This is a genomic window from Kribbella jiaozuonensis (assembly GCF_005233875.1).
Lineage (GTDB): Bacteria > Actinomycetota > Actinomycetes > Propionibacteriales > Kribbellaceae > Kribbella > Kribbella jiaozuonensis.
The window spans coordinates 1,109,654-1,135,685 of record NZ_SZPZ01000003.1 but is presented as its reverse complement, the minus strand read 5'-3'; the positions used below and the strand labels follow the sequence as shown (position 1 = coordinate 1,135,685).

General features: G+C 68.5%; 28 protein-coding genes. 13 read left to right on the top strand and 15 right to left on the bottom strand.

The window, feature by feature from the left end; all coding sequences use genetic code 11:
- Nucleotides 1-2: 2 nt before the first annotated feature.
- Complete coding sequence (locus tag FDA38_RS25245) at nucleotides 3-359, bottom strand: winged helix-turn-helix transcriptional regulator (protein WP_137256527.1); 357 nt, start codon at nucleotides 357-359, stop codon at nucleotides 3-5.
- A 50-nt stretch (nucleotides 360-409) separates the two neighbouring features.
- Between FDA38_RS25245 and FDA38_RS25240 the strand changes: the two genes are divergently transcribed.
- The gene (locus FDA38_RS25240) at nucleotides 410-838 is read left to right on the top strand and encodes a TIGR03618 family F420-dependent PPOX class oxidoreductase (protein WP_137256526.1); all 429 of its coding nucleotides are present in this window, start codon (nucleotides 410-412) and stop codon (nucleotides 836-838) included.
- Here the strand turns inward: FDA38_RS25240 and FDA38_RS25235 are convergent.
- The 3 genes from FDA38_RS25235 to FDA38_RS25225 all read right to left on the bottom strand — a co-directional run bounded on the left by FDA38_RS25235 (nucleotide 831) and on the right by FDA38_RS25225 (nucleotide 3,275).
- On the bottom strand, nucleotides 831-1,418 hold the full coding sequence (locus tag FDA38_RS25235; protein ID WP_233714916.1) for a hypothetical protein: 588 nt from the start codon (nucleotides 1,416-1,418) through the stop codon (nucleotides 831-833). The genes FDA38_RS25240 and FDA38_RS25235 overlap by 8 nt on opposite strands.
- A gap of 94 nt (nucleotides 1,419-1,512) precedes the next feature.
- A complete protein-coding gene (proC, locus tag FDA38_RS25230) occupies nucleotides 1,513-2,316 on the bottom strand; it encodes a pyrroline-5-carboxylate reductase (protein ID WP_137256524.1) in 804 nt (267 codons plus the stop codon).
- 29 nt (nucleotides 2,317-2,345) lie between these two features.
- The gene (locus tag FDA38_RS25225) at nucleotides 2,346-3,275 is read right to left on the bottom strand and encodes a proline dehydrogenase family protein (RefSeq protein WP_137256523.1); all 930 of its coding nucleotides are present in this window, start codon (nucleotides 3,273-3,275) and stop codon (nucleotides 2,346-2,348) included.
- A 150-nt stretch (nucleotides 3,276-3,425) separates the two neighbouring features.
- Between FDA38_RS25225 and FDA38_RS25220 the strand changes: the two genes are divergently transcribed.
- Complete coding sequence (locus tag FDA38_RS25220) at nucleotides 3,426-4,460, top strand: DUF695 domain-containing protein (protein ID WP_137256522.1); 1,035 nt, start codon at nucleotides 3,426-3,428, stop codon at nucleotides 4,458-4,460.
- A gap of 546 nt (nucleotides 4,461-5,006) precedes the next feature.
- Here FDA38_RS25220 and FDA38_RS25215 read toward each other — a convergent pair.
- The gene (locus FDA38_RS25215) at nucleotides 5,007-5,372 is read right to left on the bottom strand and encodes a DUF2255 family protein (protein WP_137256521.1); all 366 of its coding nucleotides are present in this window, start codon (nucleotides 5,370-5,372) and stop codon (nucleotides 5,007-5,009) included.
- A gap of 397 nt (nucleotides 5,373-5,769) precedes the next feature.
- On the opposite strand from FDA38_RS25215, the gene FDA38_RS25210 reads away from it, so the two are divergent.
- The 3 genes from FDA38_RS25210 (at nucleotide 5,770) to FDA38_RS25200 (ending at nucleotide 8,315) form a co-directional block, all read left to right on the top strand.
- On the top strand, nucleotides 5,770-6,276 hold the full coding sequence (locus tag FDA38_RS25210; RefSeq protein WP_137256520.1) for a SigE family RNA polymerase sigma factor: 507 nt from the start codon (nucleotides 5,770-5,772) through the stop codon (nucleotides 6,274-6,276).
- An 11-nt stretch (nucleotides 6,277-6,287) separates the two neighbouring features.
- Entirely contained in the window at nucleotides 6,288-7,331 is a 1,044-nt protein-coding gene (locus FDA38_RS25205; RefSeq protein ID WP_137256519.1) for a hypothetical protein, read from the top strand.
- A 63-nt stretch (nucleotides 7,332-7,394) separates the two neighbouring features.
- The gene (locus tag FDA38_RS25200) at nucleotides 7,395-8,315 is read left to right on the top strand and encodes a hypothetical protein (protein WP_233714915.1); all 921 of its coding nucleotides are present in this window, start codon (nucleotides 7,395-7,397) and stop codon (nucleotides 8,313-8,315) included.
- Between the two features lies 1 nt (nucleotide 8,316).
- Here the strand turns inward: FDA38_RS25200 and FDA38_RS25195 are convergent, their stop codons facing one another.
- The 6 genes from FDA38_RS25195 to FDA38_RS25170 are packed head-to-tail and all read right to left on the bottom strand — an operon-like array spanning nucleotide 8,317 to nucleotide 12,770.
- Nucleotides 8,317-9,054: an ABC transporter permease gene (locus FDA38_RS25195; RefSeq protein WP_137256518.1), complete on the bottom strand. Its 738-nt coding sequence runs from the start codon at nucleotides 9,052-9,054 to the stop codon at nucleotides 8,317-8,319.
- A complete protein-coding gene (locus FDA38_RS25190; protein ID WP_137256517.1) occupies nucleotides 9,051-9,773 on the bottom strand; it encodes an ABC transporter ATP-binding protein in 723 nt (240 codons plus the stop codon). Before FDA38_RS25190 ends, FDA38_RS25195 begins: the two co-directional genes overlap by 4 nt.
- Before the next feature lie 49 nt (nucleotides 9,774-9,822).
- On the bottom strand, nucleotides 9,823-10,392 hold the full coding sequence (locus tag FDA38_RS25185) for an HDIG domain-containing metalloprotein (protein ID WP_137256516.1): 570 nt from the start codon (nucleotides 10,390-10,392) through the stop codon (nucleotides 9,823-9,825).
- Nucleotides 10,392-10,982 carry a TetR/AcrR family transcriptional regulator gene (locus FDA38_RS25180; protein WP_137256515.1) on the bottom strand — a complete coding sequence of 197 codons (591 nt, stop codon included), beginning with the start codon at nucleotides 10,980-10,982 and terminating at the stop codon, nucleotides 10,392-10,394. The genes FDA38_RS25185 and FDA38_RS25180 overlap by 1 nt, the downstream gene beginning before the upstream one ends.
- Nucleotides 10,979-11,833 (bottom strand): sugar phosphate isomerase/epimerase family protein, encoded by an 855-nt coding sequence (locus FDA38_RS25175; RefSeq protein ID WP_137256514.1) that lies wholly within the window; start codon nucleotides 11,831-11,833, stop codon nucleotides 10,979-10,981. The genes FDA38_RS25180 and FDA38_RS25175 overlap by 4 nt, the downstream gene beginning before the upstream one ends.
- Nucleotides 11,834-11,837: 4 nt before the next feature.
- The gene (locus FDA38_RS25170) at nucleotides 11,838-12,770 is read right to left on the bottom strand and encodes a Ppx/GppA phosphatase family protein (RefSeq protein ID WP_137256513.1); all 933 of its coding nucleotides are present in this window, start codon (nucleotides 12,768-12,770) and stop codon (nucleotides 11,838-11,840) included.
- An 86-nt stretch (nucleotides 12,771-12,856) separates the two neighbouring features.
- Here FDA38_RS25170 and FDA38_RS25165 point away from each other — a divergent pair, with 86 nt between their 5' ends.
- The gene (locus FDA38_RS25165; RefSeq protein WP_137256512.1) at nucleotides 12,857-13,597 is read left to right on the top strand and encodes a hypothetical protein; all 741 of its coding nucleotides are present in this window, start codon (nucleotides 12,857-12,859) and stop codon (nucleotides 13,595-13,597) included.
- Here the strand turns inward: FDA38_RS25165 and FDA38_RS25160 are convergent.
- The gene (locus FDA38_RS25160) at nucleotides 13,590-14,546 is read right to left on the bottom strand and encodes an NAD-dependent epimerase/dehydratase family protein (RefSeq protein ID WP_137256511.1); all 957 of its coding nucleotides are present in this window, start codon (nucleotides 14,544-14,546) and stop codon (nucleotides 13,590-13,592) included. The genes FDA38_RS25165 and FDA38_RS25160 overlap by 8 nt on opposite strands.
- A 65-nt stretch (nucleotides 14,547-14,611) precedes the next feature.
- On the opposite strand from FDA38_RS25160, the gene FDA38_RS25155 reads away from it, so the two are divergent.
- Entirely contained in the window at nucleotides 14,612-15,244 is a 633-nt protein-coding gene (locus tag FDA38_RS25155) for a VOC family protein (RefSeq protein WP_137256510.1), read from the top strand.
- On the opposite strand, the gene FDA38_RS25150 is transcribed toward FDA38_RS25155, so the two are convergent.
- Nucleotides 15,241-16,674, bottom strand: coding sequence for a WS/DGAT/MGAT family O-acyltransferase (locus FDA38_RS25150; RefSeq protein WP_137256509.1), 1,434 nt, complete (start codon nucleotides 16,672-16,674; stop codon nucleotides 15,241-15,243). The two genes, FDA38_RS25155 and FDA38_RS25150, sit on opposite strands and share 4 nt — an antisense overlap.
- Before the next feature lie 104 nt (nucleotides 16,675-16,778).
- Nucleotides 16,779-18,209, bottom strand: coding sequence for a beta-N-acetylhexosaminidase (locus FDA38_RS25145; RefSeq protein WP_137256508.1), 1,431 nt, complete (start codon nucleotides 18,207-18,209; stop codon nucleotides 16,779-16,781).
- 85 nt (nucleotides 18,210-18,294) lie between these two features.
- Here FDA38_RS25145 and FDA38_RS25140 point away from each other — a divergent pair, with 85 nt between their 5' ends.
- Nucleotides 18,295-19,494: an MFS transporter gene (locus FDA38_RS25140; RefSeq protein WP_233714914.1), complete on the top strand. Its 1,200-nt coding sequence runs from the start codon at nucleotides 18,295-18,297 to the stop codon at nucleotides 19,492-19,494.
- On the opposite strand, the gene FDA38_RS25135 is transcribed toward FDA38_RS25140, so the two are convergent.
- Nucleotides 19,465-20,334 carry a GNAT family N-acetyltransferase gene (locus FDA38_RS25135; RefSeq protein WP_233714941.1) on the bottom strand — a complete coding sequence of 290 codons (870 nt, stop codon included), beginning with the start codon at nucleotides 20,332-20,334 and terminating at the stop codon, nucleotides 19,465-19,467. The two genes, FDA38_RS25140 and FDA38_RS25135, sit on opposite strands and share 30 nt — an antisense overlap.
- A gap of 62 nt (nucleotides 20,335-20,396) precedes the next feature.
- Between FDA38_RS25135 and FDA38_RS25130 the strand changes: the two genes are divergently transcribed.
- From FDA38_RS25130 to FDA38_RS25110, 5 genes are all read left to right on the top strand, one after another.
- Nucleotides 20,397-21,092 (top strand): class I SAM-dependent methyltransferase, encoded by a 696-nt coding sequence (locus FDA38_RS25130; protein WP_137256505.1) that lies wholly within the window; start codon nucleotides 20,397-20,399, stop codon nucleotides 21,090-21,092.
- A gap of 82 nt (nucleotides 21,093-21,174) precedes the next feature.
- Entirely contained in the window at nucleotides 21,175-21,726 is a 552-nt protein-coding gene (locus tag FDA38_RS25125) for a P-loop NTPase family protein (RefSeq protein WP_137256504.1), read from the top strand.
- Entirely contained in the window at nucleotides 21,716-22,966 is a 1,251-nt protein-coding gene (locus tag FDA38_RS25120; protein WP_137256503.1) for an ABC transporter substrate-binding protein, read from the top strand. The genes FDA38_RS25125 and FDA38_RS25120 overlap by 11 nt, the downstream gene beginning before the upstream one ends.
- Entirely contained in the window at nucleotides 22,966-24,738 is a 1,773-nt protein-coding gene (locus FDA38_RS25115; RefSeq protein WP_137256502.1) for an ABC transporter permease, read from the top strand. The genes FDA38_RS25120 and FDA38_RS25115 overlap by 1 nt, the downstream gene beginning before the upstream one ends.
- A complete protein-coding gene (locus tag FDA38_RS25110; protein WP_137256501.1) occupies nucleotides 24,735-26,030 on the top strand; it encodes a tetratricopeptide repeat protein in 1,296 nt (431 codons plus the stop codon). The genes FDA38_RS25115 and FDA38_RS25110 overlap by 4 nt, the downstream gene beginning before the upstream one ends.
- Nucleotides 26,031-26,032: the final 2 nt, after the last annotated feature.

The window sequence follows — 26,032 nt, the reverse complement described above, 5'->3', positions numbered from 1 at the left end:
GGTCATCCTGCCTCTTGGGCCGCGAGGACTGCGTCTCCGTTCTGTTCTGCCCACTCTGTGAGCATCCGGATCGGGCCCATCAGCGTGCGGCCGAGGGCGGTCAGCTCGTACTCGACGCGCGGCGGGACGCCGCCGTGATCGGTGCGCGTGACCAGGCCGTTCGTCTGCAGGCGCCGGAGCGTCTGGGTGAGCACCTTCTTCGAGATGCCGCCGATGAGATCGATCAGCTCCGAGTGGCGTCGGGCGTGATCGTTGAGTCCCCAGAGGACGACGACCGTCCACTTGTCCGCGATCACCTCGACCGCCAGGCGGGCAGGGCAATCGGCCAGGAAGATGTCACCGGGTTCCACTCCGTACACAGCGCTCAGGGTACCCAGAGGTTCCCACGGGGCTGGCTAGCGTCGACGTCATGATTCCCGAATCCAGCTACCGGCTCTTCGAGGAGCCGAAGGACGTCACGATCATCACCATCGATCCGGACGGGTCGCCACAGGCCTCACTGGTGTGGGTCGAGCGCGACGGCGACGACATCCTGATCGGTCTCCAGGCGCCACACCGCAAGACCCGCAACCTGTTCCGCGATCCGCGGGTGACGCTGCTGATCCAGGACGACCAGGTCAGCGCGCGCGGCATCACGCAGTACCTCGTTGTGCGAGGCACCGTGAAGCTCGACGGGCCTGGGATCCCGGACGAGTACAAGGCGTTGATGGATCGCGAGACCCAGCGCTACCTCGGCCTGCCGGAGTTCCCCTTCGGCGAAGGGATCTGGGACACCGGCGTGGTCGCCCGGGTGAGCGTCGAGCGGATCGCCGGCGAAGGACCGTGGAGCGTCAGATGACGATGTGCCAGCGGAGCAGGAAGGCGCCGATCGACAGCACCAGGTACAGCAGGACGAGCGCGGCGCCGATGCCCGGGCGCGGGCGGTGGCGGCGTACGGGCGTGTCCGCGGCCTGAGCCCGGATCGCCTCCATGACGGCGCCGACCTCGGCGGTGCGGTCCTTGGGGATGCCGTTGATCTCGTTCTCGTCCTGGCCGCGGGTGAGGACGACGTTGTCGTCGCCGACCTCGATCGAGTCGACGTCCTGCCAGGCCAGGCTGCGGATCAGCATGCTGGTGCGGGCCTTCAGCGCGGTCTCGGTCAGCTCGACCCGGTACAGCACGACGCCGCCGGCGACGCGGACGACCGACGCGCCGATGATCGTCAGCAGGCCGACCGCGAGCATGTCGCGGGCGCCCATCCAGAGCCACGAGTTCAGCCCCGGGACGACGATGAACGGCAGGATGAACAGCGCCCAGGCCCACCACGGCGCCGGATCCAGCGGCACACGCCACGGCAACTGGGGCACATCAGCTCGCTGCGCGACCTCGTGTTGCTGCTGCGCAGGCGCGGTGTCCGGCTCGACCGAACCATTTCCCATGGGCGGGACCATAGCGACTCAACCCTTGAACAAGGAAGGAACTGCGGCGCACAACCATAACGCCAGCAGTGCGAGAGGTGTTATTCGGCAGGTGTTATTCGGCGGCCAGGTCGCGGGAACGGTTGCGTGCGGCCTCGATCGCCGAGAGGAACGCGGCGCGGACCTTGTGGTCCTCCAGCTCGCGTACGGCGGCGGCCGTCGTACCGCCCGGAGAGGTGACGCGCTCCCGCAGTACGGTCGGGTGCTCGCCGGTCTCGCGGAGCAGCTTCGCCGAACCGACAACGGTCTGGATGACGAGGTCGGTCGCCGTACCGCGTGGGAGGCCCATGTGGACACCGGCCTCGATCATCGACTCGACCACGAAGAAGATGTACGCCGGACCCGAGCCGGAGATCGCGGTCACCGCGTCCTGCTGCTTCTCGGGCACGCGTACGACGCGACCGGTCGCGGCCAGCAGGCTCTCGGCCAGCTCGAGGTGGCTCTCGTCGCAGTGCGCGCCGCGGGAGATCGCGGCCATGCCCTCGTCGACCAGGGCCGGCGTGTTCGGCATGACGCGTACGACGGCGACGCCTTCGGGCAGGCGGGACTCGACGAACTTGGTGGTGATACCGGCCGCCAGCGAGATCACGGTCTGGGACGGCTGCACCGCGGGGGCGATCTCGGCGAGCAGATCCGGCATGTCCTGCGGCTTCACCACCAGGACCAGCGTCTCCGCCTGCTTCGCCGCGTCCAGGTTGGAGACGACGTCAACGCCGTACCGCTCCCGCAGCTCGGCGGCGCGCTCCTCCCGGCGCTCGGTGATCAGGAGGTCCTCCGGTCGCCGCCCGGCTCGAATCAGCCCGGACAGCAACGTCTCCCCCATCACTCCGGCCCCGAGAACGGCCACCTTTGCACTCATGGTGCACAGGTTACTGCTGAGCGCTGCGGCTACTTCTTGCTGATCAAGGAGCGGGCGAAGAACTGCAGGTTCGCGGGGCGCTCGGCGAGGCGGCGGACGAGGTAGCCGTACCAGTCCTCGCCGTACGGGATGTAGATCCGCATGGTGTGGCCGAGGCCGGCCAGGCGGAGCTGCTCCTCGGGGCGGATGCCGAAGAGCATCTGGTACTCGAAGCTGCCCGGCCGGCGGTTCGCGCGCTCCGCGAGCGCACCGGCGATCGCGATCAGCCGCGGGTCGTGCGAGGCGATCATCGGGTAGCCGGCGCCGTTCATCAGGACCTTCATCGCCCGGACGTACGCCTTGTCGACCTGACGCTTCTCCTGGAACGCGACCGACTCCGGCTCCTTGTACGCACCCTTGCAGAGGCGGACACGGGACCCGGCGTGCGCGAGGTCGCGGCAGTCGGCCTCGGTACGGCGGAGATACGCCTGGAGGACCGCGCCGGTCTCGGGGAAGTCCTGCCGCAGCTCGCGCAGGATGCCGAGCGTGGAATCGGTGGTGGTGTGGTCCTCCATGTCGAGGGTCACCGTCGTACCGGCGTTGCGGGCCGCGAGGCAGATGGTCCGGGCGTTCTCGAGCGCGATCTTCTCGCCGTCGCCCGGGAGCGCCTGGCCGACCGCGGACAGCTTGACCGAGACCTCGGCGTTCTTGGTGAGGCCGGCAGCGGCGAGCTTCTTCAGCAGGTCGAGGTACGCGTCGGCGGTGGCCTGCGCGGCGGCCAGGTCGGTGACGTCCTCACCGAGGTGGTCGAGGGTGACGTTCAGCCCGTTGCTGACCAGCTTCTCGGTGGCCAGCACGGCCTCCGGAGCGGTCTCGCCGGCGACGAACCGCGCCACGATGCCACTGGACACCGGGAGCGACGACACCGCTTTCTTGATCTGGGGGCTGCGGGACATGCCCAGCAGGACTCGCCGAAGCACTACGTGTTCCTCCTCATCAACCCACCCATCTGCCAGTGGTGTCAGCAGGTTACGCGCCTGAACCTGGCGCTCCCTAATCATGTGGCGGGGGCCACACCAGCGAGCCCACTGGTTCGATGGTCGCACCCCTGGTTGGGAGAGGATGCGGTCATGCCCATCTTCAAGCGTCGACGCCGGAACGCCGCGGAGGCCGACCCGATCGGCGCGTTCTGGTCCTGGTGGTCCGCGTCCGGCGCCACGGCCGTGGCGGACGCGATCGCCCGCCAGCAGCCGACCGACGTGAACGTGGAGCTGAACGAGCGGATCTCGCGGATCAACCCCGACCTGGAGTGGGAGCTGGGCCCTGGGCTGCACGCGTCGCACGTGCTGATCGTCACCGCGGCGGGGAACCCGGCCCAGCGGGCGGTCGCCCGGCGCTGGCTGCGGGCCGCACCGCCGTCCGACCAGATCTGGGAGTACGCCGATCTGCGCCGGCCGGGGCCCGCGGTGACGATCCAGTTCGACGGGCTGCCTCCCGTTGCGACGGATGAGTCGGTGGTGTCGATCGAGCCCGATACGGCTTCGGTGCATGTCGGCGTACATCATCCGGTGTTTGCGTCGTTGTCGGTCGATGCTCAGCGGCGGGTGACGTTCCTGATCCTGGATCTGGTGCTGGGCGAGGAGATGGTGGAGACGTGGGTGGGGGCGATCGACACGTTGCCTGCGCCGCCGGATGACGCCGTACCGATTGATTCTTTGCTGCCTGCGGTGGCTGGGTTTGCTGCGGAGCACACGCTGGAGGACGGGAGTCCGGCGTGGAAGATGCTCGAGGGTACGCGTGATGGGCAGCGGGTGATCGCGACCGCGGAGTACCCGTTGCGGTCGATCCGGCGGCCGCATCTGGATACGCATGTGGCGGTGGCGATCCACTATCCGGTGGTGCGGGAGGACGGGCTGCCGGAGTCGGAGATGCTGGACGAGCTGCGAGCCTTCGAAGACCACCTCACCGATCGGCTGGGCGGCTCGGGCAACCTGCTCGCCCACGAGACGTCGGCCGGCACCCGCATCCTGCACTACTACACCGACGGCACCACCCCCGCCGACGCCCAACTCCAAGCCGCCACCACCGGCTGGCCCCACGGCAAGGTAACTCTGACTGTGGAGCCGGACCCGGCGTGGCACAACGTCGCGCATCTGTCGGGCTGAGACCAGCCCATCGCGGGGCTACGGGCGGCTCCTTCGTCGCCGTCCTACGCGCCGCCCCACCCACCCCCGGGCTCATCGCCCGGAGCATCCCTTCCGGCTATCGCCGGACCTGCGGGCTACCGCCCACACCCGTGCGCGCTACCGCGCGATCGACCGCCCCGTGGTCCGGCTGGTTCGCGTACTCGTCGGGCTGGCTGCAGTCGGCCCATCGCGGGGCTACGCGCGCCTCGTTCCTCGCCGTGCTCCGCGCCGCACCCGCCCACCCCCGGGCTCATCGCCCGGAGCATCCCTTCCGGCTGCCGCCGGGACCTTCCGGATGCCGCCGGGACCTTCTGGCTATCGCCGGGGACTTCCGGCTATCGCCGGATCTGCGGGCTACCGCCCGCACCGGTGCGCGCTGCCGCGCGATCGACCGCCTCGTGGTGCGGCTGGACCATTCTCGTCGAGGCGACTGTGAGGGCGGGGCGCCTGAACTCCTTGATGAGCGGACCAGCCGTGCCAGGTGGTTGTGGACCGCCGTTCAACACGAGGTGCGGACGCCGACGCCTACCTTGGTTCGATGCGGAGGGTTGTCGGTTTGGCCTTGCTGTTGACGATTGCGTCGGTGTCCGGGCCGTTGCCGTACTTCTTGTAGTACGCCGCGTCGAGTTGGTCGTCGACTGTGCCGTCAGCGATGTAGGTGACGTCGCGAGTCGTGCCGTCCCACGAGATCGCGCCCTCGTGGTGGTGGAGCACGCCCTTGTACCAAGCGCCTTCAGCACCGCGAACCGAGCGGACGTAGAGGCTCCCGTCGACGACGACGTGCCACACGATCGTGAGTGTTCGCAGCGATCCGTCCTGCCGACGCCCGGCGACGCGGATCTCATCGATCCGGTCCAAGGCGTCCAGTTCTTCCGCAGTCCAAGTACTCATCAATCCCTCTCCTTCGACCGGACAACCCAGACCCTGCCAGTACCCATAACGTGCCCGCTACAGCACGGGCTGACCACACTCCGCTTCACCGAGCACGAGCCCCGCGATGGGCCGGCCGCAGCCACCTCAACAGATACGTACCGGCCGGACCACGGGGCGGTCGCTCGCGCGGCAGCGTGCACGAGTGCGGGCGGTAGCCCGCTGATCCGGCGATAGCCGGAAAGGATGCTCCGGGCGATGAGCCCGGGGGTGGGTGGGTGCGGCGCGGAGCACGGCGAGGGACGAGCCGCGCGTAGCACCGCGTTGGGCTGATCCCCGTTGGGCTGATCCCCGGTTGGGTGCAACCTGGAGGTTCTGGGGTTCCGTCTTGAGGGGGAGATGGAGAGTGGAGGGGCCGATGGCGGAGCGGGATCGGGAGTTTGTCGAGTTTGTCGAGGGGGCTAGCGCTTCCTTGCGGCGGACGGCGTTTCTGGTGGTGGGGGATCGGCATCGGGCCGATGACGTCGTTCAGGACGCGCTCTACAAGCTGTACCTTGCCTGGCCGAAAGTGCGGCGGGTGGGGAATCCGCTCGCTTACGCCCGTCGGATGGTGGTCAATGCCGCGCATGACGGTGGGCGGCGGCCGTGGCGGCGGGAGGTTGCGATCGGCGACGTACCGGATCGGGTCGATCGCGAGGATTTCGCGGCGGGGTATGCCGACCGGGACGAAGTACTCGAGGCGTTGCGATCGCTCGGGCCGCGGCAGCGGGCCTGCGTCGTACTGCGGTACTACGAGGACCTATCCGTCGAGCAGACCGCGGAGATCCTCGGCTGTACGGCGGGAACTGTGAAAAGCCAGGCGGCACGTGGTCTCGACACTCTCCGACGAGCCATCGACCGGCGGCGGACGAGCCGGGCGCTGTGAAGGAGAACGAGATGGAAGACGTACGTGAGGTCAGCGCCGAGCTCCACCGGCTTGCCGAGTCGGAGCCGCTGGACCCCTTCGACACGACACAGGTACTACGACGTGGACAGCGCGGCCGGCGTCGCCGGAAGCTCATCGGCGTGGGTGGAACGGTTGTCGGCGTCGCCGCGATCGCCGTCGCCGCGAGCCTGTTGCCCAACCTGAACTCCGCGGACTCGACGCCGGGCGTCGCGGAGCACAAGCCGCAGAACCCGCAGTTCGATCCGGTTCCCGGCGTACCGAGCGGTGAGGCCGGCGCCGACCAGCGGATCACGAAGGAAGAGGCCACCCGCCGCTGCGCCCTGCGGAACCCGGACGAGAAGCGGCCGCTCCAGGGCAGCGGCCCGGGGATCCGGTCCGGGCACTTGATGTTGTACGACATCAAGACCGGCGAGAAGTTCGCGCAGTGCATCGTCCCCGGCGGGGACAGGCCCAAGCCGGCAGTGGTCGCGGCAGCGGCGAAGGACCCGCTGCCGGCCAGCACCGCGGACAAGCTGCGGAACTGCTCGGTGCTCGCCTGGATCGACGTCACCGACTGGCAGGTGGTGGCACTGGACCAGTCGAAGGCGTACCAGGAGGCGGATCTGGTCGCGATCTCTCCTTCGGGCCACAAGGTCGTCGAGTGCGAACTGTCGGAGAAGGAGGGACTCCCGGGCCAGCTCGCTGCCAACACGACGTTCGCCACCCTGACAAATCTCACCGGAAGCGACCCCGTGCTCGATCCGTCCGACAAGTCGGTACGAGCGGACATGTACGCCGCCGGCGGTGGCGGCGGGGGCTGCACGAACGGGATCTGCACGACGTACGGCATGAGCGGCTGGGGCCGGGTCAAGTCGACGGCCGCCGTCACGGTCCGGCTGCGGATCGGATCCGGACCGGTGTATCAGGTCCCGGTCGGCCAGGGCGGCTGGTTCGCGTTCACCTGGACCACCAAGGCGAAGTACAAGATCCACGACCAGCCGAAGGTCGCGGCCTACGACAAGAACGGGAAGGTCGTCAAAGTCTTCGAATCGTGATCAACCAAGGGGATCCGGCTGGAGTCTCACCCATCGCAAGGGGTTGATTGCGAAGGGGGAGATATGAGGAAACTGCACAAGATCGTGACGATGGTGGCGGCGGCGGCCGGGATGGTCGCCGCTGCCACGACAACAGCGACCGCGTCCACAACAGCAACAGCGAGCCCGACGGCGGGGTGTGCGCTGAACCTCGGTTCGGTGACGGCCGGTGGGGACCAGACGATGCAGCGGGTGACCGGGGTGACGCCGCCGACGGCGGGGGCGAAGAGCGTCGTACCCGGTCTGTACGCCGATGGCGCGGTGCGGATGAGCGCGTCGTTCGTCAACGAGCCGACAGCGGCCGGCACCTCGCGGTACGGGCGGGTCGTGCTCGGGGACGCGATGTACCAGCACTGGATCACGCTCGACAAGAGCGGCAAGGTGACGGAGTCGCAGCTGGCCCGGATCGGCGGCGGGTGGAGCAAGTTCATCGACCACGAGACGTCCACGTTCAACGACGATCCGACCCACCCGCGGACCTACGAGTACGGACTGCGGTCGGACGGCGTGCTGTTCCGCTGGGTCGTCGGCGACACCGGCGTCTGGAAGGCGTACGGATCGGCGCCGGGATTCGCGTCGGTCAAGTCGATGACGCTGATCAGCAAGGCCGCGGCGTACGACACGTTCCTCGCGAACACCCGGGGCGGCGCGCTGTACACCATCCACATCCCGGTCAACACCGCGATGAAGCCGGTCGTCACCAAGGTCCGCGCCGGCACGTGGCAGGGATTCGAGACGCTGGTCGCGGGCGGCTGCGGCAACTACGGAACCGTTGTCGTAGGCATCGACAAGGAAACGAAGTCGGCGTACCTCTACACGTTCGGCCACGCGAACGGAACGAAGACGTCGATCACCGGCCACGGCAAGATCCCCGGCACCTTCGCCGACCCGACCTACTTCCGCTTCGCACCACCCGTCAAGTCCGACTGGCTCTTCGGCGAGTGAGCTAAGCGGTACGCCGTTTGAGGGTGGCGGCGCCCAGGCCGAGGGCTGCGAGGACGAATGCGACCACGACCAGGGCGTCGCTGCCGGTGCCGGTGGTGAGGCCGTTGCCGTTGGCAACTCCGATGACGGCGTCGACGGCGTAGGACAGCGGCAGTACGTCGCTGACCGCGCGCAGGACCGTGGGCAACTGGTCGCGCGGGACGAGCAGACCGCACAGCAGGATCTGCGGGATCATTACCGCCGGCATCATCTGCACGGCCTGGAACTCGGTCGCCGCGAACGCGCTGGCGAACAACCCTAGGGCAGCCCCGAGTACGCCGTCTAGCACAGCGACCACGCCCAACTGCCACGCATCGCCCTGGATGTTCAGATCCAAGAGATACAAGGCGATCGAGACGACCACGAGCGCTTGTACGACGGCGATCAGCGCGAACGCGAGCGCGTACCCGAGCAGGAAGTCGAGTTTCGCCATCGGCATCGTGAACAACCGCGACAGCGTCCCGCTCGACCGCTCGCGCAGCGTCGCGACCGACGTCACCACGAACATGATGATCGCCGGGAACACCGCCAACAACGGTCCGCCGATCCGGTCGAACGTCCCCGGCGAGTCATGGAACATCCACCACATCAGACTAACCAGCAACGCCGGCAGCACGATCAGCATCGCCACCGTCCGGTGATCCCGCCGCAGCTGAGCCAACACCCGAGCCGCAACCGCAAACGTCACCCGCGGAGTCATCGCGCACCTGCCTTCCGGTCGATCAGGGTGAGGAACGCCTGCTCGATGTCTTCGGTACCGACCGAGTCGAGCAGCGCCCGAGGAGTGTCGTCGGCCAACAGATCGCCGTCCCGCATCAGCAGCAAGCGGTCGCAGCGCGAGGCCTCGTCCATCACGTGACTCGAGACGAGCAGCGTCGCGCCGTCGTCGGCCAGCTTGTGGAACAGCTCCCAGAGATCACGACGCAGCACAGGGTCGAGCCCGACCGTTGGTTCGTCCAACACCAATAACTCAGGGCTGCCGAGGAGCGCGGCGGCCAGGGATGCGCGCGAGCGTTGACCACCGGAGAGCCGGTCGACGCGGGCGTTGGCGTGACTCGTCAGGTCGACCGCCTCGATCACCCGCTCCACGTCGGACGACGCGACGCCGAGCACCGCGGCGAAGAAGCGGAGGTTCTCCGCGACGGTCAGATCGCCGTACACACTGGGCTCCTGGGTCACGTAGCCGATCCGGCCGCGCAGCTTCGGCGCACCGGCCGGCAGCCCGAGCACCGACACATCGCCGGTCACGCGAGCCTGCAGGCCGACGATCGCGCGGATCAGCGTCGTCTTGCCACAACCGGACGGCCCGAGCAGCCCGGTCACCGATCCGGCCCGGAGGTCGAACCCGACCCCGTGCAGCACCTCCCGGTCGCCGCGCACGACGACGACCTCACGGCAACTCACCGCGTTTTTCACCATGTGATGAATTTAGCGGGTACGACGATCCGTGGCAACAGCCTGTGACCTGTCAGATAACGGCGTACCCCGTGGCGGCACTCAATGTGTCCAACGACGGGTCGCCGTAGCGCTGACGCAGCATGCCAAAAGCACGAACCTTGTCCGGCCCGAACCGCGCGACCTCCGCGGCGTACGTGTCACCGGTCAGGAACACCGGCGGCGTGCGCTTGCTGTGGAACTTGTCCGCGTACAGGACCAGCCCCTCCTCCGGCGTCCGCGGCAGGTAGTCGTCGACCGGGATCGGCAGCGCCTGCCGCACCACGTCGTCCCGGGTGATCCCGACCCCGGTGTGGCACGACGCGAAGCGGCAGATCTCGACCGGAAACCCCAACGAGGCAAGCAATTCATGTCCGAGAACGCCGTGCCGGACGTAGGCGGAAGACTCGAGCCGATAGACCCCGATGTCATGCAGCAACGCACCGGCGCGGACGAGATCGGTGTCCACAGCGCGCCCGGCGAAGAACTGCTCCGCCACCGAGCAAACCAGCTGGCAGTGCTCGAAGACGACCTCGAACGCGGCCGGCGTCGGCGCATAGTCCCGATGGAGAGAGCGGATCTCGGCGTCGGTCGGGATCTGCATCAGCCGGTCAGATACTGCTGGAGAACGGGCGCCAGCCGATCGATGAGCACACCGACGTCGACCGACGCGACCGGCTCGAGCCCGACCAGGTAGCGAACGACCGCTACCCCGACCAACTGCGTGGCGACGAGAGAGACCCGCAACTGCGCGTCGGGCACGTCGAGCATCTGCGAGACCGGCTGGACGATCATCTGGGTGATGCCTTCCCGCATCATCCGGGCCACCTCGTCGCTGCTGACGACGCTGCGGAACAGCGCCTTCATCCGCTGCTGTCCCTCCGGCGACTCCCAGACCCCGAGGAACGCGGTCGCGATCCGCCGGCCGGTCTCCTCACGCGGTCCGCCGACGATGTTCGCGGCGATCAGGCGCGGGTCGACCGGGATCGCCATCGCCTCGATGAACAGCTCTTCCTTGCTGTCGAAGTAGTGGTGCACCAACGCCGCGTCGACCTCGGCCTGCCGCGCGACCGCGCGGATCGAAGTGGCCGCGAATCCCTTGTCCGCAAAGGATTCCCGGGCCGCTTGCAGGATCTCTCCCCGCGTGTCCGGTCCGCCGGGGCGGCGTCCCGGCGTACGTCGGGAAGCGGTCACGGCGTCAGCTCCGAGATCTCACCTTCCGGGGTGACCGCGAACGACGTACGCCGCGACGTACTCCGGACGAAGTGCTTGCGGGTGAACTCGAGCGACTCGACCAGGTCGACCTCACGCTCGGACCGGCTGGTCGCGCGACGGGTGTTGATCTCGATGATGATGTGCCCGCGGAAGTCCTGGTTCGCCAGCGTGCCCAGCAGATCCGCCGCACGCTGCGTCCCGCGGCCCGGCACCAGGTGCTCGTCCTTCGCGGACCCGGTCCCGTCGGTGAGGTGGACGTGGGTGAGGCTCGTGCCCATCGTCGAGGCCAACTCGACGCAGTCCTGCTCGGCCGTCGAAGCGTGCGACAGGTCGAGGGTGGTGTGCGCGTAGGACTGCTCGGTCGGGTCCCAGCTCGGCGCGTACGCCTGCAGGTCACGACCGGGCGCGCGCCACGGGTACATGTTCTCCACCGCGAGCGTCACGCCGGTCTCGGCCTCGAGCCGGGCGATCCCCTCGACGAACCCGCGGGCATAGTCGCGCTGCCAACGGAACGGCGGGTGTACGACGACCACGTCCGCGCCGAGCTCCTTCGCGGCCTCGGCACTGCGCTCGAGCTTGCTCCACGGGTCGGTCCCCCAGACCCGCTGCATGATCAGCAGCGTCGGCGCGTGCAGCGCCAGCACCGGGAGCTGGTGGTAGTCGACGAGTCGCTTGATCGCGTCGATCTGGGTGCTGAGCGGATCGATCCCGATCATCACCTCGACACCGTCGTACCCGAGCCGGGCGGCGAGCTCGAAGCCGCTCGCGGTCGACTCGGGGTAGACGGAGGCTGTGGACAGACCGATCTTCGCGGTTGTGCGGGGGTTCATTGGTTCACCGGGGTTGCAGCTGGTCGAGCCGGGACAAGATGACGCCCTCGCGGAGCGCCCATGGGCAGACCTCGAGCGCGGTCAGGTCGAACAGGTCCATCACGGCGTCCGCCACCAGCGCGCCCGCGACCAGCTGCGACGCGCGGCCGGCCGACACCCCGGGCAACGCGGCCCGCTCGGCGGCCGTCATCTTGGTCAACTTCGGGATCCATTCGCTCAGGTCGTCGCGGTTCAGCGTGCGCGCGACATAGGGCCCGTCGGCGGACGGCGCCGCTCCGGCGATCCGGGCCAGGGAGCGGAACGTCTTGCTCGTCGCGACCGACCGCTGGGGCCGGCCGGCTCGCAGCACCGGACCTGCGACGGCAGCCATCTCCAGCCGGATCCGTCTGCGCAGCTCGCGGACCTGGTCCTTGTCCGGCGGGTCGGCAGCAAGCGCCTCGCGGGTCAAACGGCCGGCGCCGAGCTGGACGGAGACCGCCACGGTCGGCTGCTCGTCGGATCCGGCCGCGATCTCCAGCGACCCGCCGCCGATGTCGAACACCGCCAGGCGGCCGGACGACCAGCCGAACCAACGCCGTACGGCGAGGAACGTCAGCCGGGCCTCGTCGTCGCCACTGAGCACCTCGAGGTCGACGCCGGTCTCGGACCGGACCCGGTCGAGCACCTTCTCGCCGTTCGGGGCCTCGCGCAGAGCGGACGTCGCGAACGCGAGCAGCGACTCGCACCCCTTGTCCTCGGCCAGCTGCACCGCATCCTTGGTGAACGCGATCAGCCCGTCGGCGCCGGACTGGTCGATCTTCCCGGCTTCGTCGAGGTGCTCGGCCAGCCGCAGCTCGGTCTTGTGCGAGTACGCCGGAAGCGGCGCGGCACCGCGATGTGCGTCCACCACGAGCAGGTGGACGGTGTTTGATCCCACGTCGAGTACGCCGAGCCGCATTCCCCCACGCTACTGGACGGACGAGGTAACGGCGGGTCGGGAGTCGGGGTTCACGCTTAGGACGCGAAGGCGCGTACGCTTTCTGAGTGCCTGAGGTTTCTCTCGATTTCCCCCGTGCCTGGGTCGAGTTCATCGACCCCGACGACTCCGACCAGGTGTTCCGCTGCGACCTGACCTGGCTGACGTCCAACTGGACCTGCATCTTCGGCGGTGGCTGCCAGGGGATCTACAAGGGCCGGCCGAACGACGGCTGCTGCACGCTCGGCGCGCACTTCTCCGACTCCGACGACGAGAAGCGCGTGAAGAAGTGGGTCAAGGAGCTCGGCAAGGAGGACTGGCAGTTCCGCAAGGAAGGCCGGGCCAACGGCTGGGTCGAGACCGACGACGAGGGTGAGCGCAAGACCCGCGTCTGGGACGGCGCGTGCATCTTCCTGAACCGTCCGGGTTTCGAAGGCGGCGCGGGTTGTGCACTGCACGGTCTGGCGCTGAAGCGTGACATCCACTTCGTCGAGACCAAGCCCGACGTGTGCTGGCAGTTGCCGATCCGGCGGACCTTCCGCGAGGTCGAGCGGCCGGACGGTACGACGTACACCGAGGTCGGCATCGCCGAGTACGACCGGCGCGGCTGGGGCCCGGGCGGGCACGACCTCGACTGGTACTGCACCGGTAACACCGAGGCGCACATCGGCGTCGAGGCGGTCTTCGAGTCGAGCAAGGTCGAACTGCAGACGCTGATGGGCCACAAGGCGTACGACGTACTCGCCGAGATGTGCCGTCAGCACCTGGAGGCAGCGCGACCGCTGCTGCCGCACCCGGCGTCTAAGTAGTGGTGATCTTGCCGGCGTCGACGAGCCAGTCGATGCCGGCCAGCGCGGCCTCGACGGCGGAGTAACGCGGTCGGAAGCCGAGCAGGCGCTCAGCCTTCGCCATCGAGCAGTTGGGGCTGTGCAGGACGTGGTCCCAGGTCGCTTGGCCGTCCGGCTTCGGCAGCCGGTCCTGCAGCTGCCCGATCGGCAGGAAGCCGAGCCGCGCTTTCTGACCGAACCGCGTGGCGACGGCCTCGGCGTACCCGCGAAGGGTCACCGCGTCGCTCGCCACCGCGTGGAAACTCTCGCCGATCGCGGTGGACCGGCTGGCGATCGCCGCGAGGAACACCCCGGCCACGTCGTCGGCGTGCACGGGGTTGAGGGTTTCGAGGCCGAGGTTCGGGAGCAGTACGTCGGCGCCCTGGGCAAGCTTGTCGTAAACGCCGAGATCGAAGTTGCCGGCCGGGTTGACCGGCGTCCAGCCGGGGCCGCAGATGTGACCGGGGTGGACGATCGTGACCGGCAGTCCGTCGCGGCGCGCCTTGCCGAGCAGGTAGGTCTCGATCGCGGCCTTCTGTACGCCGTAGTCGCCGAACGGCCTCCGCGGCGTGTCCTCGCGGGTCGGGACGACCATGCTCGGCCCGTGCACCCAGATCGTGCCGCAGTGCAGGAGGTGCTGGATCCTTCCCTGCACCGCCTCGGCGAGCTGCCGTGCGCTGTCCTCGGTGAAGCAGATCAGATCGATCACCACGTCAGGGCTCAGCTCGACGACCCGCTGTCCGAAGGTCCCCGCAGCGTCCTCCGCCGCCCGGTCCACCTGGACCAGCTCGACCTGCTGCCACGCTCCGTCCGACTGGTACGGCGTACGTTCGCCGCGACTGAGCACCGTGACCTGATGACCGAGGCGAACCAGCGCCGGGACCAGGTACGTGCCGATATGACCGGTGCCTCCGATAACGACCGTGCGCATGGTTCAGAGCCTAACGACACACCCGGTGGCGGCAACTGTCGGTGGGTGAGGACACAATGACTGGCATGCGTCTGGATCATCTGTCGTACGCGTGCGGGCCCGAGGGGTGCCGTGCGACCGTCGAGCGGTTGTCCACGCTGCTCGGAGCGGAGTTCGTCGACGGTGGGGTGCACCCGCGCTTCGGCACGGTGAACCACATCCTCCCGTTGGAGAACGATCGCTACATCGAGGTGGTCGACGTACTCGACCACCCGGCTTCCGACAAGGCTCCGTTCGGTCAGGCGGTGCGGGCTCGTAAAGAGCTCGGCGGCGGCTGGCTGGGCTGGGTGGTTGCCGTCCGCGACATGGAGCGGATGGAGCAGCGCCTCGGCCGGCAGGCGGTGCCCGGCAACCGGCACCGGCCCGACGGGGTGAACCTGACCTGGCGGCAGATCGGCGTCAAGGGTCTGATCGCCGACCCGCAACTGCCGTTCTTCATCCACTGGGACGACCTCGACGAGCACCCGTCGGTCGGCGGCAAGGGCGTCAAGCTGACCGCGCTCGAGATCGCCGGCGACCCGGTCCGCGTCACGGACTGGATCGGCCACCCGGCCGACCACCTGCTGAACGACCTCGACGTCGCCTGGGTCGGCCCCAACGGTCAGCCCGGTCTCAACGCTGCCCTGTTCGACACCCCGAACGGGATCGTCCGCATTTAGTGGATGTTCTCGAGGTCGGCCAGTGAGGTCTCGAGGTGGCCGAGCATGCGTTGGAGGTGCGGGACGGTGCGGCGGTCGCCGATCAGGCCGAAGTGGAGCTGGTGGTCGTAGCTGGTGACGCTGATGTTCAGCGCCTGACCGTTGAGCACGATGCTGGCCGGATACATCCCGAGCAGCCGCGAACGGTTCCAGTACAGCGGACTCTCGGTAGGGCCCGGCACGTTCGAGATCACCACGTTGTACGGCGGCGTCGTGCGGCCCGCCACCCCTGGGAGTACTGCGGCCGGGCCGGCCACGCCGAAGCCGAGCGCGCCGACGATGAGGTTCTGCAACGGGCTGAGCTCGGACAGGACGCCCTTGCCGTGCGCGGTCGAGGCCATGATCCGGCGGATGCGGCGTTCAGGATCGACCTGGTCGGTGGCGAGGTCCGCGATCAGCGTCGCGAGCGAGTTACCACCGCCGGGTGCGCCGTCGCGGTCGCGCAGTGAGACCGGGACCATGGCCGTCAACGCCTTGTCCGGCAGGGCGTTCAGCTCGAGCAGATAGTTGCGCAAGGCCCCTGAACACATCGCCAGCAGTACGTCGTTCAACGTCGCGCCGGTGATCGCCCGTACCTTCTCCAACCGCTCGATCGGCCAGGACTGCGCCGCGAACCGCCGCGCCCCGGTCACCGGCTGGTTGAAGATCGTCTTCGGCGCCTGGAACGGCATCGTCGAGTGCACCAGTTCCTTGAGCCCGACAGGCGTCAGCCCAGCAAGATCCGCCAACAGCCGCCCGGCCCCGCCAACCGCGTGCGCGGTCTTCACGGGCACGCGCCCCACAGCCGCCAGCAGCTCCGCCGCGGTCGGCATCCCACCACCTCCCGCCCCGGCTTCGCCTTCAACTCCACCCGGCAGGGCGAAGGTGGCGGGCATGTTGGTTCTGGTGGGATCGGTGGTGAGGGTGTCCTGCATCCAGCGGAGGGCGGTGACGCCGTCGATCATCGAATGGTGGATCTTGCTGTAGAGGGCGAAGCGGCGGCCCTCGACGCCTTCGATCAGGTGCATCTCCCACAGCGGACGGTGACGGTCGAGCAGCGTGCCGTGCAGACGGCTGGTCAGCTCGAACAGCTCGCGGAACCGCCCGGGACGCGGCAACGCCGACAGCCGGACGTGGTACTCGAGGTCGATCTCGTCGTCCTGCTCCCAGGACCAGTACCCGAGGTCGACCGGCCGGTTCCGGACCCGCCGCGCGAACAGCGGATTCACCGCCGGCGCCGCGACCATCTCGTGGTACAGCCGGGAGACGAAATCCCGCGAGCTCTCGGGAAAAACATGATCCCGCCCGGCCCCCTCCGAGAGCTCGAACAACATCAGCCCACCCACATGCATCGGCTGCTCCCGGGTCTCCCCACCCAAGAACATCGCATCCAGCGGCCCTACCGCGGTCATGCGTCCTCCGCTCCCCGACCCGGCCCTCTGACGTTTCATCGTTGCCAGATAAGGCCGGGTCGTCTACCCCTGCTAACAGGGCTAACGGAGATTTTGTTATCCCCTCAGCTATCGAGGGGGCGGTAGTTGACGCCGATCCGCTCGATCCGGGCCAGGTGCGGGCGGAGGCGGCCGAGGAACTCGTCGTACGAGACCTTCTCCGAGCCCCAGGCGCGCTCGGCGAACGCGGACAGCCGCGGCAGCAGCATGTAGCCGACCTGCTCCGGACCCTCCATGTACTCGGTCCAGATCTGGCACTGGGTGCCGACGATCAACCGCTTCTCGTCGTCGGTCAGCGACTCCGGGACCACCTCGAAGTCGTACACCTTCTCCAGCGGGATGAAGTTGCCGATGGCAAGCGGTTCGGTGGCCGGGTCGCCCTGGTAGTAGTCGAAGTACACCGACTCGCACGGCGCCATCACGGTCTCGTGGCCGGCCTTGACCGCGATCTCGCCGCGCTCGGCACTGCGCCACGCCATGATCACGGCGTCGTCAGGGCAGTCGGTGTCGACCATCTCGTCCCAGCCGACCAGCCGCCGGCCCTGCTCGGCCAGCACCTCCGCGACCTGCGCGGTGAACCAGCCCTGCAGCTGCCCGGGCTCGTCCAGCCCCAGCTCGGCCTGCCGCTTCTGCGCCGCCTCCGACTCGCCCCACTGCACCGACGGGCACTCGTCACCACCGAGGTGCACGTACGGCGAGGGGAAGATGTCCAGCACCTCACGCAGCACGGTCTTCACGAACTCGACCGTCGCGTCGTTGACGTTCAGCACGTCCTCGCTGATGCCCCAGTACTGGCGGACCGTCAGCTGCTGGTCCGGGTGGTTCCCGAGCTCCGGGTACGCCGCGATCGCGGCCTGCATGTGCCCCGGCAGGTCGATCTCCGGTACGACGGTGATCCCGCGGTCCGCGGCGTACGCGACGATCTCGCGGAGGTCGTCCTTGGTGTAGAACCCGCCGTGCCGCTGGCCGTCGTACTCGAACTCCTTCTGGCCGCGGGTCATCTTGCCGACCATGGTCTCGGCCCGCCATGCGCCGACCTCGGTCAGCCGCGGGTAGGCCTCGATCTCGACCCGCCAGCCCTGGTCGTCGGTGAGGTGGAAGTGCAGCACGTTCAGCCGGTGCAGCGCGAGCACGTCGATGACCTTCAGGACGAAGTCCTTCGGCATGAAGTGCCGGGCGACGTCGAGCATCATCCCGCGCCAGGCGAACCGCGGCGCGTCCGCGATCCGCGCCAGCGGGACGGCGACCTTGCCGAACTCGTCGGTCGGCTCGGCGGCCTCGATCAACTGCGCGTACGTCGTCTCCGCGTGCCGGAGCGCGTCCTCGGAGCCGGCCGTCAGCCGGGCGCCGTCGAGGCCGACGTCGATGCGGTACTCGTTCGGTTCGAGGTTCTCGACCACGTCCCGGACGGCCTCCCCGAGCGGATCGGCGGTGATCCACCGGCCCTCGTCGACGGTGAGTTCTCGCGGGGCAGGGACGATCGCGATATCGGACATTCCGAACTCCCAGGGAGTGGATCGATTTATGTCGGGACCGATCATATAAGCAGCTTCCCTGTCAGGTTCATGAGAGGGTTTGCCCGTGACCAGCGAGCAGCAGCGGACGACACTACGGGTGCTGGTCGCCAGCAACGCGCTCGGCGGAGTCGCCACCGCCAGCGGCTTCGCAGTAGCCGCCCTCCTCGCCGAGAACGTCTCCGGCTCCACCTCGTTGGCCGGTCTGGTCGCGACCTCCACCACGCTGGGCGCCGCCGCCCTCGCCGTACCTCTGGCAGGACTCGCTCGCTCCCACGGTCGAAGGGTCTCGCTGAGCCTCGGCTATCTGATCGCCTTCGTCGGCGCCGTACTCACGATCGCCGCTGCCCAGATCGGCTCGCTCGCCCTCCTCCTCGCCGCCGGCTGCCTCTTCGGCAGCGGCTCCGCCTCCAACCTGCAGTCGCGGTACGCCGCCACAGACGCCGCCGAGCCCAGCCGCGTCGCCCGGTCACTCGGACTGGTCGTCTGGGCCACCACGATCGGCGTGATCGTCGGCCCGAACCTGACCGGCGTCGGCGGCTCGGTCGGGTCGTCGCTCGGCATCCTGGCTCTGGCCGGGCCGTACGTCTTCTCGGTCGTCGCCTTCGGCCTCAGCGCGGCCACGGTCTGGGTCGGAATGCGCAGTCAGGTACGGCCGACGAGGGTGGAGCGCCAGCCGCTCGCGCAGACCTTTCGCCAGGTGATCGCCATCCCGCATGCTCGGTTGGGGCTGCTGGCCATCGCAACTGCGCACGCGGTGATGGTCGGGGTCATGTCGATGACGTCGGTCCACCTGCGGCACCACGGCGCGTCCCTGACCATCGTCGGGTTCGTCATCAGCGGTCACGTCGCCGGCATGTACGCACTGTCCCCGGTGACCGGCTGGATGGCGGACCGGCTCGGTCGCATCCCCACGATCGGCATCGGCCTCGGAGTACTCGCGGTTGCGATGACGCTGGCAGCTGTCGCGCCGGACGATGCGCATGCGCTCACCGGGCTCGCTCTGTTCACGCTGGGTCTCGGTTGGTCGGCCTGTCTGGTCGCCGGGTCGACTCTGCTGTCCCGGTCCGTCCCGGACGGCATCCGCACCTCAGCTCAGGGCCTGTCCGACCTCACCATGGGTGTCCTGGCTTCCCTTTCGGGCACCGCTGCCGGACCGGTCCTCGCCTATCTCGGCTTCCACTGGCTGGCGGTCTTCTGCGGGCTGCTCCTGATCCCGGCCGCGCTGACCGCCGCGCTAACCAAGCAGCAGATGCAGCGTGCGTGAGCCCGGCCGGAAGCCGAAGCTCTGGTAGAGCGCCCGCGCCTGCGGGTAGCCGTCGTCACCTCGCGGACAGACGACGGCTTTGGTGCCGCCTGCTTCTCGCAATGCGTGCAATGCGGCCAGATTGACCGCCGCACCCAGCCCACGCCGTCGGTACGCCGGAGCACACCCGACGGGCTCGACCAGTCCGACCTGGTGTTGCTCGTCCAGCCAGATCAGCGCCGAGGCAACGAACTCGCCTGCCTCGTTCTCGACCACCCAGTCCAGCTCGGGACGGTAGGGCCAGGTCGACATCACCTCGGCCATGTCCTCGTCGGTCACGTTCGACGGCCCCAGGTCGGACCAGGCGGCCCGGTGTACGGCGCCCCGCTTCGCTACCTCGTCCTGCCGTACGTGCCGCAGCGTGAATCCTTCAGGCACGACTGGTTCGGTCAGTGCGTCCAGCGAGATCCAGTGGTGAGTGAAGTACGGCGCATCGTCGTCACGCCGGAAGCCGGCCGACTCCAGCGCGGTCAACAGGTGCTTCTCGGTCTCCAGTACGCCGACGGCCAACTTCGGCCCGTCCGCTGTCGTCTGGAACCACTCGACGACGGTAGCGGCGAGCTCCGGCCGGTCCGGGTCCACGGTCATCAGCAGATGGCTCGGCTGCGCCAGCCAAGCCCAGGCCACCACGTCGTCGCCGTCACGCCAGACCGCCGTACGCCAACTGTCGGCCGACCGACGGGCGTTCACGCTGCGCTCCCAGGCGACGTCCCCGAGGTGCAGCCGGGACGCCGGGCTCCAGGTCCGCTGGACGAGCTCCTGCATGTCACTGAGGCCGTCACGGCCGGCGTACTCGGTCATCTGCACGGAGCGCAGCATCGCAGTGCCTGCGGGCCGACTCAACTGCATTAGGCTCGAACGTCGTGAGCATCGCAGAAGGTGGGATCCCGAGTCCCAACATCTGGCACCACCCGAAGGTGTACGAGATCGAGAACCGCGCGGTGGACCCGGACGGCGTGATCGAGCCGGCGATGCGGGCAATCCGGGACTGGGCCGGCGCGACGGTGCTCGACATCGGCTGCGGTACCGGATTCCATCTGCCGAAGTTCGCCGCGACGGCCGCGCGAGTGATCGGCGTGGAGCCGCATGGCGCGTTGGCCGACGCCGCCCGTCGACGTACGCAGACGTTGCCGAACGTCGAAGTACGCCAGGGTACGGCGCAGCGGTTGCCGGTGCCGGACTCGTCGATCGACGTGATGCATGCGCGCTGGGCGTACTTCTTCGGGCCGGGCTGCGAACCCGGGCTGGTCGAGCTGGACCGGGTGATGCGCCACGGCGGGACGGCGTTCGTGATCGACAACGACGGCAGCCGGTCGACGTTCGGCGGCTGGTTCAGTACGTCGTACCCGATGATCAAGCCGGCCGAGGTGGAGCGGTTCTGGACCGACCGCGGATGGCACCGGACGCCGCTGGACATGGGTTGGCGGTTCGAATCACGCAAGGACTTCGAGTCCGTCGTGAAGATCGAGTTCACACCGAAGGACGCCAAGCGGATCATCGACTCGCACGTGGGGTCCGAGGTCGACTACGCGATCAACCTCTGGAGCAGGACCTTCTAGGTCCTGTCGGGTTACCAGACAGGGCCTAACGACACTCTGTGATCTGCAGGCCGACCCGCTGTACTCATAGGGTTGACGGACAATGGACGGTCTGCTGCTCGAACGCGTACCGGGGCTGCCGGCGCGGCTCCGGATCGACGTAGGTGAGCAGCGCGCGGTTGTCGTACCGCAGGCCACCGACCGTCGACGGCTGGCCGACGTACTGACCGGACTGGAGGACCCGCCGCCCGGTGCGGTCGTACTGAAGGGCGGACCGGTCCGGCTGGTACCAGCGGAGGGCGGGCTGCTCCCCCACCTGACCGTCCTCGGCAACGTCCTGCACGGCCACCGCACCACGCATCAGGTGACCAAACAGGCCGCCCGCGACGAGAGCCTGGTCAAGGTGATCGGCTGTGGTCTCGAAGACGTCCAGGACCGCTACCCGCACGAGATCACCCCAGGCCGACGCCGACTCGCCGGTGTAGCCCGGGCACTCGGCGCGTATCCGCGAGCGATCGTCCTGGAGGACGCGACCGGCCTGCCTACTTGGGGATCGCTTCTGTCGATCCGCCCCAACCCCGACCTCGCCTCGGTCGCCTTGCTGCTCATCACGACCAGCACGACACGCACTACCGGGTTCGACGATGCCGAGTAGCCGCAGAGCGTTCCTCGGCGCCGTAGGAGCCCTCCTGCTGACCGGATGTTCGAGTGACGTGCTGGGGCTGCGCCGTGCCGTCAGGGTGGCCGTCAGCTGGAGCGGACAGGAGCTGCGCGCGTTCCACAAGGTCCTCGACGGTCTGGGCACGCTGGACTACCCGGTCGAGGTCGTACCGCTCGGCGACGACATCTCGACCGCCTTCGGTGCCCGGTCCACGCGCCGGCCGGACATCGTCATGCTCCCGCAGCCAGGTCTGGTCCCACGTCATCTCGGCGACCTCGAGCCGATGCCCGACGACCTCGCCCCGCTCGGACAAGCCCGGCTGTGGAAGGACCTCCTGACCCACAACGGGACGACGTACGGCGTGCCGTTCAAGACCGCACACAAGTCGGCGGTCTGGTATCGACCGTCGGTGTTCGAACAGGCCGGCGTACAACCGCCTCGGCTGTGGTCGGACTGGCTGTCACTGAACCGCACGCTGACACAGGCGGGCATCACACCGTTGTCGCTGGCCGCGGGTGACGGCTGGGTGCTCACCGACTTCCTGGAGAACGTCCTGCTCGGTATTGCGCCCAGCGTCTACGTTGGCCTCGCAGCAGCGACCGATCCGCGCCCGTCGCAGCAGCCGCAGTTCGCAGCTGCACTCCGGTTGCTGGGGTCCATGTGGTCGGCGACTGGAGTGCTCGCGGGCGGAGTGAAGGAGTCACTCGTCCAGCAGTTCCCGGATGCGCTGATCGAGGTGTTCGGCCATCGCAGAGCGGCCATGGTGCTGGCATCCGACTTCGCGGAGCCGGTAGTCCGCTCGTTTGCCGCAGATCCGAATGACATCGGCCTCTTCACGTTCCCACCGATGGGTCCAGGAGCTGCAGCACCTGTGGTGGTCGGTGGCGACGTGATGGTGTTGCCCAAGCCGACCAGGGACGACGCACGCGATCTGGTACGCCGCCTGTCCGCACCGACCGCCGCGGACCCCTGGATCAAGGAGGGCGGGTTCCTGGTCGACGGACGGGTCTCCGGGTACACCCCAGAGCTCACCCGGCTGGCTGTCCAGCTCACCAAGCCCGGTGAGCAACTGCAGTTCGACCTGTCCGACCAGCTCGGTCGGCTCGGTGACATCAATGGCCTGTGGCGGGTGCTGACCGACTTCCTGATCCAGGTCGGCGGTCGCGGCGCTGACGCCGTACCAGGGGCTGTGGACGCCGCGATCGACGCGATGCGCAAGGTGGAGGAGAGCTGATGGGGCTGCAGACCAACGGCTTGTCCCTGGAGATCGTCGGACGCGAGATCACCGGTCGCCCGGTCCCCGGCAAACCACGTCGGCCGGCCGGGCCGTACCTGCTGGGGCTGCCGGCGTTGCTGCTCAGCTGTCTGCTGCTGGTGCCGATCGGAGTGACCGTGGTGGCGGCGTTCCGGACGCCGGGCGGGTTCGGGTTCGGCAACTTCGCGGTGATGACCGACCAGGGCGCATTGCGTGCCGTCGGCAACAGTCTGCTCTGGGTGCTGGTTGCCTTCGGGATCGTCGTGGTCGGATTCTTCCTTGCCCTGTTGAGTTATCGGCTGCCTGCGGTGACGACATTCCTGCAGCCCGCGCTGGTCATTCCGTTCGCCGTGTCGGTGCTGGTGTCCGGTGCGACGTTCCGGCTGCTGTTCGACCCGACGCCGGAGCGTGGAACGGTCACGGCGGTCTGGACGCGACTCTTCGGGTCGAGTCCAGTGTGGCTCGGACCGGGACTGTTCTGGCTCGTGCTGGTGTCCGCGTTCGGCTGGACCTGGCTGGGGTACGTCGTCTCGCTGTTCCGCGCCGGTCTGGACGCGATACCGGACGACGTGACCAGAACCCTCACTGCAGAAGGCGTCCGGGGCTGGCGGCGACTGCGTGCGTTGGAGATCCCGCTGCTGCGGCCGATCGCCGGAGTGGTCACGCTGACGGTGGTGATCGCAGCAGTGCGGGTGTTCGACCTCGTGCTGATCGTCGTACCAGGGTCGATGCAACGGTCCGCCGACGTACTCGGGCTGAACTGGTGGCGAGCGACGACCAGTGGTGACGACACCGGCCGTACGGCGGCACTCGGCGTCGTACTGTTCGCGATCGTCGCGGCGGTCGGGTTGATCGGCGTACGCGGACTGCGCCGGCGGCGATGGGCGATGCCGGTGACCGTGGTACGACCGGACCCGTCACTGGGGCGGCCGAAGCCTCGACGTTCGGTACGGCGGTTCGGCTGGCTGATCGGGCTCGCTGTCGCGCTGGTGTGGATCTTCCCGGCCGTAGTACTCGTCATCACCGCGCTGCACTCGCCGGAAGAAGCAGGCGTGCGTGGCTGGTGGTCTGCGTCGGGACTCGGCTTCTCGTCCTTCGCTGCCGCGGCGAATGTCGGATTGTTTCGAGCTCTCCTGTCCACGCTGATCATCGCAAGTGCTGCCACGGCCGTGCTGCTTGTGATCGCGGTACCGACGGCCTATCTGGTCGCGTGGGGCGGTCTGCCGATGCGCGTGGGCCGGACTGTCATGGCGGTGTTCGTAGTACTCGCGGTGACACCAGTGCAGATGTACGCCGCTCCCCTGCGCGATGCGATCGACGCCGCCGGCCTGGCCGGCTCCCGGATCGCACTCGCACTGGTGCACGCGGCTGCAGGTCTTCCGTTTGCTGTGCTGCTACTGCGGTCTGCGTTTGCCTCTGCTCCACCTGCGCTGGTGTCCGAGGCGTTGCAGGGCCCGGTGCGGCAGAGCGCCGTACTGGCGACTGTGCAGCGGACGTACCGTCCCGCACTGATTGCCGTTGCGGTGTTGGAGTTTGCACTGGTGTGGAACGACTTCATCGTCGGGTTCCTGATCAGCGGACCGGGTACGACGCCGTTGTCGCTGGTGCTGTGGGGTGAGGCGCGCCAGTTCTCGGCATCGAGCGGACCGGTCGCCGCCGCGGCTGTGGTCGCGTCGATCGTGCCCGCGGTTCTGATGCTGACGTTCTGGCGGACCGTCGTACGCGGGCTGACGACAGGCAGTCGGCCATGAGCGAGGAGGAAGAGAAGGCGGCGGAGAAGCAGGAGTCGCCGTACCAGTCGCGCGGATTCCGCTTCGTCATCGGCACAGTGGCGTCCGCGCTGCTCACCGGGCTGGCGTCGGAGATGCTCAACCAGAGCCTCGACAGCGGCGGCTGGGTGCAGTTGATCGGTCTCGGGGTGACCGTGCTGCTCGGAGCGATCACGATCATCCAGTACGGTCCGGCGATCCGACGCTCCTGGCAGCACAGCGGCGACAGCGCTCCGGAACTGCAGGCGACCGCGGAGGAGGCCGAGCAGTGGATGATCGCGCTCGGCTCCCACGGCGGCGGTATGGCGGCCGCCGAGTGGTACGCCTTGCACGAGGAGTGGCTCCGTGAACTGCTGATGGCGGAGAAGCCGCACGTCGACACCATCGACGACTTCGCCCGCATCTGCGACGCCCTCGAGGCCTGGTACGTACGACGTGCGGATCCGGACTCCCTACTCCAGCTCAGCGATCTGCTGAATGCTGCGGCCGAGGTGTGCGGTCGCCGTGATCTCGCTGAGCTCGCGGCGGCGCGCGCGGCAACGGCGTACCGGATGTTGGGCGACCTGGACACGGCCAGCACCCGGCTGGGCATCTCCGACAACATCGCGACCCACACCCGGACCGCGGCAGCGATGACGATGCGACGGCAGGTCGAGCGAGCACTGCTGTCACTGGCTCGCGCGGACCGCTCGCCTGCGGGCAACGACCGTGATGAGGCGGTCCTCAACGCACGCGACCGGCTGGACGAGGCACGGCTCAAACGGCCCGGTCCGGACCTCGCGGCCGACGTGGCGATCGCCATCAACCTCGCCGTCGTACACCTCTACCAGCAGGACGCCGAAGGCGCGCTCGACCACCTGCGGCCCGCCGTCGCCCGAGCAACAGCCGCAAGCGACCTGAGCGGCCAGGCACACGCGCTCGAGCTGATGGGTGTGGCCGCGTGGATGCAAGGCAACAAGCACGAGGCCGTCAGTCGCTGGGACCACGCCGCCCATCTGTACGCCGAGATCGACGAGGTCGAAGGTCACGCCCGCTGCCTGCAACACCTCGGCTCGGCAGAGGTCGCCGCCGGTCACCTGACCGACGCTCTCGAACTCCTCGAGCAGAGCGCGATGCTGCGAAGGACCGAGAGCGAGATCCTCACCAAGTACCTCGACGCCGCCCGCCAGACCGCGGACCTGCCGGTCGTCGCGGACGATGCACCGCACCGCACAGTCGGCTGGTTGGGGCGGGTCCTCCGGACGGTGAAGGGATTTGTCCGACCGTCCGTCTAGGT

Excerpts from the sequence above, each read along its gene's own strand:
- FDA38_RS25215 (WP_137256521.1), bottom strand. The coding sequence starts at position 5,372 with ATGAGTACTTGGACTGCGGAAGAACTGGACGCCTTGGACCGGATCGAT.
- FDA38_RS25175 (WP_137256514.1), bottom strand. The coding sequence starts at position 11,833 with ATGAACCCCCGCACAACCGCGAAGATCGGTCTGTCCACAGCCTCCGTC.
- FDA38_RS25125 (WP_137256504.1), top strand. The coding sequence starts at position 21,175 with ATGGACGGTCTGCTGCTCGAACGCGTACCGGGGCTGCCGGCGCGGCTC.
- FDA38_RS25205 (WP_137256519.1), top strand. The coding sequence starts at position 6,288 with ATGGAAGACGTACGTGAGGTCAGCGCCGAGCTCCACCGGCTTGCCGAG.
- FDA38_RS25145 (WP_137256508.1), bottom strand. The coding sequence starts at position 18,209 with ATGTCCGATATCGCGATCGTCCCTGCCCCGCGAGAACTCACCGTCGAC.
- FDA38_RS25210 (WP_137256520.1), top strand. The coding sequence starts at position 5,770 with ATGGCGGAGCGGGATCGGGAGTTTGTCGAGTTTGTCGAGGGGGCTAGC.
- FDA38_RS25195 (WP_137256518.1), bottom strand. The coding sequence starts at position 9,054 with ATGACTCCGCGGGTGACGTTTGCGGTTGCGGCTCGGGTGTTGGCTCAG.
- FDA38_RS25110 (WP_137256501.1), top strand. The coding sequence starts at position 24,735 with ATGAGCGAGGAGGAAGAGAAGGCGGCGGAGAAGCAGGAGTCGCCGTAC.
- FDA38_RS25240 (WP_137256526.1), top strand. The coding sequence starts at position 410 with ATGATTCCCGAATCCAGCTACCGGCTCTTCGAGGAGCCGAAGGACGTC.
- FDA38_RS25170 (WP_137256513.1), bottom strand. The coding sequence starts at position 12,770 with ATGCGGCTCGGCGTACTCGACGTGGGATCAAACACCGTCCACCTGCTC.
- FDA38_RS25120 (WP_137256503.1), top strand. The coding sequence starts at position 21,716 with ATGCCGAGTAGCCGCAGAGCGTTCCTCGGCGCCGTAGGAGCCCTCCTG.
- FDA38_RS25190 (WP_137256517.1), bottom strand. The coding sequence starts at position 9,773 with ATGGTGAAAAACGCGGTGAGTTGCCGTGAGGTCGTCGTCGTGCGCGGC.
- FDA38_RS25160 (WP_137256511.1), bottom strand. The coding sequence starts at position 14,546 with ATGCGCACGGTCGTTATCGGAGGCACCGGTCATATCGGCACGTACCTG.
- FDA38_RS25135 (WP_233714941.1), bottom strand. The coding sequence starts at position 20,334 with ATGACCGAGTACGCCGGCCGTGACGGCCTCAGTGACATGCAGGAGCTC.
- FDA38_RS25235 (WP_233714916.1), bottom strand. The coding sequence starts at position 1,418 with ATGGGAAATGGTTCGGTCGAGCCGGACACCGCGCCTGCGCAGCAGCAA.
- FDA38_RS25220 (WP_137256522.1), top strand. The coding sequence starts at position 3,426 with ATGCCCATCTTCAAGCGTCGACGCCGGAACGCCGCGGAGGCCGACCCG.
- FDA38_RS25200 (WP_233714915.1), top strand. The coding sequence starts at position 7,395 with ATGAGGAAACTGCACAAGATCGTGACGATGGTGGCGGCGGCGGCCGGG.
- FDA38_RS25150 (WP_137256509.1), bottom strand. The coding sequence starts at position 16,674 with ATGACCGCGGTAGGGCCGCTGGATGCGATGTTCTTGGGTGGGGAGACC.
- FDA38_RS25185 (WP_137256516.1), bottom strand. The coding sequence starts at position 10,392 with ATGCAGATCCCGACCGACGCCGAGATCCGCTCTCTCCATCGGGACTAT.
- FDA38_RS25155 (WP_137256510.1), top strand. The coding sequence starts at position 14,612 with ATGCGTCTGGATCATCTGTCGTACGCGTGCGGGCCCGAGGGGTGCCGT.
- FDA38_RS25115 (WP_137256502.1), top strand. The coding sequence starts at position 22,966 with ATGGGGCTGCAGACCAACGGCTTGTCCCTGGAGATCGTCGGACGCGAG.
- proC (WP_137256524.1), bottom strand. The coding sequence starts at position 2,316 with ATGAGTGCAAAGGTGGCCGTTCTCGGGGCCGGAGTGATGGGGGAGACG.